This window comes from Streptomyces sp. SID10853 (assembly GCF_010548145.1).
Lineage (GTDB): Bacteria > Actinomycetota > Actinomycetes > Streptomycetales > Streptomycetaceae > Streptomyces.
Genome location: NZ_JAAGLN010000306.1, coordinates 1 through 6,817, shown reverse-complemented (window position 1 = coordinate 6,817; position 6,817 = coordinate 1). Strand labels below are relative to the sequence as shown.

The window sequence follows — 6,817 nt, the reverse complement described above, 5'->3', positions numbered from 1 at the left end:
GACACAGCCGCGGGAGCCGCACGGGCAGGCGTCCCCGTCCAGATCGACACTGATGTGGCCGATGTGCCCGGCGTTGCCGCTCGGGCCGGGGCGCAGGGCACCTCCCAGGACCAGACCGCCGCCCACGCCGGTGGAGACGACCATGCACAGGGCGTTGTCGTAGCCGCGGGCCGCGCCCTGCCAGTGCTCGGCCGCGGTCATCGCGACCCCGTCCCCGACGAGCGTGACGGGCAGGCCGCCCACCGCGCCGCGCACCCGCTCGACGAGCGGGTAGTCGCGCCAGCCGGGCACATTGACCGGGCTGACGGTGCCGGCCGAGGCGTCCACCGGCCCGGCGCTGCCGATGCCGACAGCGGTCGCGCGGCCCCACCGGGGGTCGGCCGCGAGCCCGTCGAGCACTTCTCTGACAGCGCCCAGCACCGTGTCGCCGTCCTCCTTGGCGGGTGTCGGCGCCTGCGCGCGTACGAGAATGTGCCCCCTGCCGTCCACCAGCGCGCCGGCGATCTTTGTGCCGCCGATATCGAGCGCGGCTACGAGGTGGTTGTGCATTGCTGTCGGATCTCCAGGTGGCAAGGGGTGATGAGGAGTGTAAGTGGTCAGTCTCCATTCACCTGACAACGTTGTCCAGGCCCTATGCTCGACACGCATCTCTCACAGCACACCAGCCGACGACAGGACAGCGCACCGTGGACCGGACCGCCAGCCACTCCGAGCCCCGCTACGGCAACCGGCCGACGATGAAGGACGTCGCCGCGCGTGCCGGAGTCGGCCTCAAGACAGTGTCGCGGGTGGTGAACGGCGAGGCGGGTGTCACGCCCGACACCGAGCGCCGGGTGCAGGAGGCCATCGAAGCACTCGGATTCCGCCGCAACGACAGCGCGCGCGTGCTGCGCAAGGGCCGCACCGCGAGTATCGGACTGGTCCTCGAGGACCTCGCCGACCCCTTCTACGGGCCGCTGAACCGCGCGGTGGAAGAGGTGGCCCGCGCGCATGGCGCGCTGCTGATCAACGGCTCCAGCGCAGAGGATCCCGAGCGGGAGCAGGAGCTGGTCCTCGCGCTCTGTGCCCGCCGGGTGGACGGTCTGATCGTGATCCCGGCCGGGGACGACCACCGCTATCTGGAGCCGGAGATCGCCGCCGGGGTCGCCACCGTGTTCGTGGACCGTCCCGCCGGGAAGATCGACGCGGACATGGTGTTCTCGGACAACTTCGGCGGCGCCCGCGACGGCGTGGCCCATCTGATCGCGGGGGGCCACCGCAGGATCGGCTTCATCGGTGACCAGCCGCGTATCCACACGGCCACCGAGCGGCTGCGGGGCTACCACGCCGCCATGGCGGACGGCGGTCTCGAAGTGAACGACGCCTGGGTCTCGCTCGGTGTCACCGAGGCCGAACGGGTGCGTGGCGCGGTGGAGACGCTGCTGGACGGGGAGTCGCCGGTCACCGCGATCTTCGCGGGCAACAACCGGGTGACGGTGACCGCCGTGCGCGTCCTGGCCGAGCGCGAGCAGGCGGTGGCGCTGGTCGGGTTCGACGACATCGAGCTGGCCGACCTGCTGGGGATCACGGTGATCGCACAGGACTCGGCGGCACTGGGGCGTACGGCGGCCGAGACGCTCTTCCGCCGGCTGGACGGCGCGAACGACGCACCGGCGCAGAAGGTGCTGCCGACCCGTCTCATCGCGCGCGGCTCGGGGGAGATCGCGCCGGCTTGAGGACGGGGCCTGCGGGTGGGCGGAGCCTTCAGGTGGGCGGAGCCTGCGGGTGGACGGGGCCTGCGGGTGGGCGGTCCTGCTTGCGACGGCGCCTGCGGGGCGGGCCGGGGCGTACCCGGTGGTCGGCGGCCATCGGCGACCACCGGCGGCCTCGTGATCGGCGCCCCGACGTGGCGCGTCCCTGCTTGAGGACGGCGGCCCCGGCGTGGGGGGAGGTGGCCCGGCGTGGGGCGGCGACCGGGGAACACAGGGTCCGGCAGCCCCGCCGATCGTCTTGACGGCGTGACGGTTGTCACTGTCCGGTCACAGCCGGCGGCCGGTTGAAACGCTTTCCCGCTGTCCGTTATCTCCCTGGGCGTCAGCCGGTCTTCGTCGCAGAGGATGCCCATGAACCACCGCCGTTACGTCTCCGCCGCCACCGTTGTCGCCTCCGCCGCGGCGCTCGTCGCCACCGCGTGTGCGTCCTCCGACGCCAGCCCGCGCACGGCGGCGAGCACCGCGACCGTGTCCACCACCGCCGGCCCGGCCACCCACGGTCCGGCCGGCCGTGGTCCGGTCGCCATCAGCATCGCCGACGCGCACGCCGGGACCACGGGTGCAGCGGCCGGGCAGCCGGCCGTCACCTCCGGAGACGGGGGCGCCGGCTGGAAGCCGTGTCACCTGCCCTCGGGGTACAAGCACTTCTTCGAGCTGCACTCCGCCAAGAACTCCCGGGGCGAGACCGTCGTACGGGTCACTCCGGAGACGTGCAGCGTGAACACGCGGAACGACGAGGACGTCACCTACACCCCGAGCGGAGCGGCCCGCTCGCTGGTCTTCGCGCCGGGCGCGTCCGTCCAGGTCCTCCACGACACGGCCACCGTGAAGGTCACCCCGAAGTGGCTGGTGACCCACAAGCTCGCGAACACCCCGCACTTCGTCTACCGGGTCAACGGCCGGAACCAGATCACGGCCATGCGGGAGATCTACCACCCCTAGTGTCTCCGCGAAGCCGCGCCTGCTGTCCGGATCCGGCAGGGACCGCCCCGCGCCCGCACGACGTCGGCCTCCGTGACCGCACCAGGTCACGGAGGCCGGCGTCATGTTCAGCCCGGGGCTTGCGTGAGCCCGCGGGCGCCCGGTCAGGGGGCCGTGATCGTCAGGTCCGCGCGGCGCGGGCCCGCGAAGCTTTCGAGACCGGCGCGGCTCAGGCCGGTGAGGCCGGTGACCTCGGCGTCGTCGAGTGCGCCGCAGTCGAGGCCGCGCAGCAGATATCCGCTGAGAGCCTTGGCGGTCGCGGGCTCGTCCATGACGTCGCCGCCGGCCTTGGCCACGTAGGCGGCGAGCCGGGCGGCGGCCGGCTCCAGGCCCTCCCGGTAGAACGCGTACACCGCCGCGTAACGGGTCGGCAGATGCGCCGGGTGCATGTCCCAGCCCTGGTAGTAGGCGCGGGCCAGGGCCCGGCGCGTGAGGCCGTAGTGGAGCCGCCATGCCTCGTGCACGTGCTCGGTCGTTCCGATGGGCAGGACGTTGGTCGAGCCGTCCGACACCCGTACGCCGGTGCCCGCCGCCGCTACCTGCATGACGGCCTTGGCGTGGTCGGCGGCCGGGTGGTCGCTGGCCTGGTGGGCCGCGCTGACTCCGACGCAGGCGCTGTAGTCGAAGGTGCCGTAGTGCAGCCCGGTGGCCCGGCCCTCGGCCGCGCCGATCATCCGGGCGACGGCCGCGGTGCCGTCGGAGGCGAGGATGGACTGGCTGGTCTCGATCTGGATCTCGAAGCCGATACGGCCGGCCGGCAGGCTGTGCGTCTTCTCGAAGGCTTCGAGCAGGCGCACGAAAGCGGTGACCTGCTCGGGGTAGGTCACCTTGGGGAGGGTGAGGACGAGTCCTTCGGGCAGCCCGCCCGCCTGCATCAGACCGGTGAGGAAGATGTCCGTGGTGCGGATGCCGCGGTCACGGACCGCCGCCTCCATGCACTTCATCCGGATGCCCATGTACGGGGCGGCCGTGCCGTTCGCGTACGCCTCGGAGACCAGCCGGGCGGCGCGGGCCGCGGCCTCGTCCTCCTCGGCGTCGGGGCGGGGGCCGTAGCCGTCCTCGAAGTCGATGCGCAGGTCCTCGACGGGCTCGCGCTCCAGCTTCGCGCGCACCCGGTCGTGGACGGCGGTGGCGAGCTCGTCGCCGATGCCGAGGAGCCCGGCGAAGGAGGCGGCGTCGGGGGCATGGGTGTCGAGGGAGGCCAGCGCCTGGTCGCCCCAGGAGCGGATGGTGCCCGCGTCGAACACGTCACCGGGGACGTACACGGTGTGGACGGGCTGACGGGTGCCCGGGTCCCCCGGGTAGCGGCTCGCCAGCTCCTCGTCGACCGCGACCAGGGAAGCGCTGATGTCCTCGCTGACCGCGCCGGCGAGGCTCGTCGCCACCTTCTCCTGCTGACCCATCCTTCACCCTCCATATTTCCGCTTCACGGAATCAACAATCCGAATAGCGAAGTTAACGGCCGGTCATGACCTGCGTCAATGGTTGGCCGAAACAGCCGGGGGCCGCGCGGCGAAAGTCGCCGCGCGGCCCCCGGCCGACAAGAAGAGGCAGGTCAGCCCTTGCGGGAGGTGACCTCTTCGGTGAGCTGCGGGACGACCTGGAAGAGGTCGCCGACGATCCCGTAGTCGACGAGGTCGAAGATCGGCGCCTCGGCGTCCTTGTTGACGGCGACGATGGTCTTCGACGTCTGCATCCCGGCCCGGTGCTGGATGGCGCCGGAGATGCCGTTGGCGATGTACAGCTGCGGCGAGACCGACTTGCCGGTCTGGCCCACCTGGTTGGAGTGCGGGTACCAGCCGGCGTCGACCGCGGCGCGCGAGGCGCCGACAGCGGCACCGAGCGAGTCGGCCAGCGCCTCGATGATGTGGAAGTTCTCCGCACCGTTGACCCCGCGGCCACCGGAGACCACGATCGCGGCCTCGGTCAGCTCGGGGCGGCCCGTCGACTCACGCGGCGTGCGCGAGACGACCTTGGTACCGGTGGACTTCTCACCGAAGGACACCGACAGCGCCTCCACGGCGCCCGCGGCCGGAGCGGCCTCGACCGGCGCCGAGTTCGGCTTGACCGTGATGACCGGGGTGCCGTGCGAAACCCGGGACTTGGTCGTGAACGACGCGGCGAAGGCCGACTGGGTGGCGACCGGCCCGTCCTCACCGGCCTCCAGGTCGGTGGCGTCGGTGATGATGCCGGAGCCGATACGCACCGCGAGACGCGCGGCGATCTCCTTGCCCTCGGCGGAGGACGGGACCAGCACCGCGGCCGGCGACACCGCGTCGTACGCGGCCTGCAGCGCGTCGACCTTGGGAACCACGAGGTAGTCGGCGAACTCCGGGGCGTCGGCCGTGAGGACCTTCACCGCGCCGTGCTCGGCGAGCGCGGCGGCGGTGTCCTGGGCGCCGGCGCCCAGCGCGACGGCGACCGGGTCGCCGATGCGGCGGGCCAGCGTCAGAAGCTCCAGGGTGGGCTTGCGGACGGCACCGTCGAGGTGATCGACATAGACGAGAACTTCAGCCATGGGATTGCTCTCCTGCGAATGCGAAGAATCGGGGGCGGTCGAGAGACTCGGGGCCGGGAGCCCCGGGGAGCCTCAGATGAACTTCTGACCCGCGAGGAACTCAGCGAGCTGCTTGCCGCCCTCGCCCTCGTCCTTGACGATCGTGCCGGCGGTACGGGCCGGACGCTGCGCCGCGGAGTCGACCTTGGTCCACGCACCCGCGAGACCGACCGTGTCGGCCTCCAGGTCCAGGTCCTCCAGGTCCAGGGACTCCACCGGCTTCTTCTTGGCGGCCATGATGCCCTTGAAGGACGGGTAGCGGGCCTCGCCCGACTGGTCCGTCACGGACACGACGGCCGGCAGCGAAGCCTCCAGCTGCTCGCTGGCGGTGTCGCCGTCACGGCGGCCCTTGACCGTGGTGCCGTCGACCGACACCTCGGACAGCAGCGTGACCTGCGGGACGCCGAGCCGCTCGGCGAGCAGCGCCGGGAGCACACCCATCGTGCCGTCGGTCGACGCCATACCGCAGACGACCAGGTCGTACCCGGTCTTCTCGATGGCCTTGGCGATGACCAGCGACGTACCCATCACATCGGTGCCGTGCAGATCGTCGTCCTCGACGTGGACCGCCTTGTCGGCGCCCATCGAGAGCGCCTTGCGCAGCGCGTCCTTGGCATCCTCCGGGCCGACCGTGAGGACAGTGATCTCCGCGTCGTCGGCCTCGCCCGCGATCTGGAGCGCCTGCTCCACCGCGTACTCGTCGAGCTCCGACAGCAGCCCGTCGACATCATCACGGTCCAGTGTCAGGTCATCGGCGAAATGCCGGTCACCAGTGGCATCGGGCACGTACTTCACAGGGACAACGATCCTCAAGCTCACGCCGGCTCTCCTACTGCATCGTCTTTTCCGGGCTGCCTTGTCGCTCGCAGCATAGGCGCCTGATGGGGCGATTTCCGGTTGGGGGTTCCGACGCCCCCAACGAAATATTACTCGCCAGTACATCCAGAATGTACCCAGTAAGCAAGCGCTTTGAACTGTGACGTGAGCAACGCTCCGTAGCCGGGGATCGCGGGAGAATCTCAGTCCCGCAGAGCGTTGAAGCGCCCCTGGTGGTAGAGCAGCGGCCGGCCGTCCCCGGCCGGGTCGCCGGTGACGACCTCGGCGATCACGATGCGGTGGTCCCCGGCGGGGACCCGCGCCACCACCCGGCACACCAGCCAGGCCAGTACGCCGTCCAGCAGCGGTACGCCCTCGGGGCCGCTGCGCCAGCCGGTGGGTGCGGCGAACCGGTCGGCGCCGCTGCGCGCGAAGGTGGCAGCCAGCTCCTGCTGGTGCTCGCCGAGTATGTGGATCCCGACGTGTTCGGCCCCGGCCACCACCGGCCAGCTCGACGAGCCCGTCCCGACGCCGAAGGAGATCAGCGGTGGCTCGGCGGCGACGGAGCTGACCGATGTGGCGGTGAAGCCCACCGGGTACTCGCCGGACGCGGTGACCACCGCTACGCCGGACGCGTGGCGACGGAAGACCGAGCGGAGCAGTGCGGGGGCGCCGACCGGGCCCGCGGCCGGCGTCGCGTCGGCGGGCGGGC

At 71.6% G+C, this 6,817-nt stretch carries 7 protein-coding genes; 2 read left to right on the top strand and 5 right to left on the bottom strand.

Annotation, left to right across the window (positions count from 1 at the left end; genetic code table 11):
• On the bottom strand, positions 1 to 549 hold a 549-nt coding region (locus G3I19_RS32990; RefSeq protein WP_164267390.1), incomplete at its 3' end, for an ROK family protein.
• A gap of 137 nt (positions 550 to 686) precedes the next feature.
• Between G3I19_RS32990 and G3I19_RS32985 the strand changes: the two genes are divergently transcribed.
• On the top strand, positions 687 to 1,715 hold the full coding sequence (locus G3I19_RS32985; protein WP_164267389.1) for a LacI family DNA-binding transcriptional regulator: 1,029 nt from the start codon (positions 687 to 689) through the stop codon (positions 1,713 to 1,715).
• A gap of 387 nt (positions 1,716 to 2,102) precedes the next feature.
• Complete coding sequence (locus tag G3I19_RS32980) at positions 2,103 to 2,693, top strand: hypothetical protein (protein ID WP_164267388.1); 591 nt, start codon at positions 2,103 to 2,105, stop codon at positions 2,691 to 2,693.
• Between the two features lie 143 nt (positions 2,694 to 2,836).
• Here G3I19_RS32980 and G3I19_RS32975 read toward each other — a convergent pair whose 3' ends face one another.
• The 4 genes from G3I19_RS32975 to G3I19_RS32960 form a co-directional block, all read right to left on the bottom strand.
• Entirely contained in the window at positions 2,837 to 4,135 is a 1,299-nt protein-coding gene (locus G3I19_RS32975; protein ID WP_164267387.1) for an aldolase, read from the bottom strand.
• Between the two features lie 152 nt (positions 4,136 to 4,287).
• Positions 4,288 to 5,250, bottom strand: coding sequence for an electron transfer flavoprotein subunit alpha/FixB family protein (locus G3I19_RS32970; RefSeq protein ID WP_164267386.1), 963 nt, complete (start codon positions 5,248 to 5,250; stop codon positions 4,288 to 4,290).
• Positions 5,251 to 5,322: 72 nt separating this feature from the next.
• Positions 5,323 to 6,108 (bottom strand): electron transfer flavoprotein subunit beta/FixA family protein, encoded by a 786-nt coding sequence (locus tag G3I19_RS32965; protein WP_164267385.1) that lies wholly within the window; start codon positions 6,106 to 6,108, stop codon positions 5,323 to 5,325.
• Between the two features lie 200 nt (positions 6,109 to 6,308).
• A complete protein-coding gene (locus G3I19_RS32960; RefSeq protein ID WP_164267391.1) occupies positions 6,309 to 6,767 on the bottom strand; it encodes a flavin reductase family protein in 459 nt (152 codons plus the stop codon).
• Positions 6,768 to 6,817 lie beyond the last annotated feature (50 nt).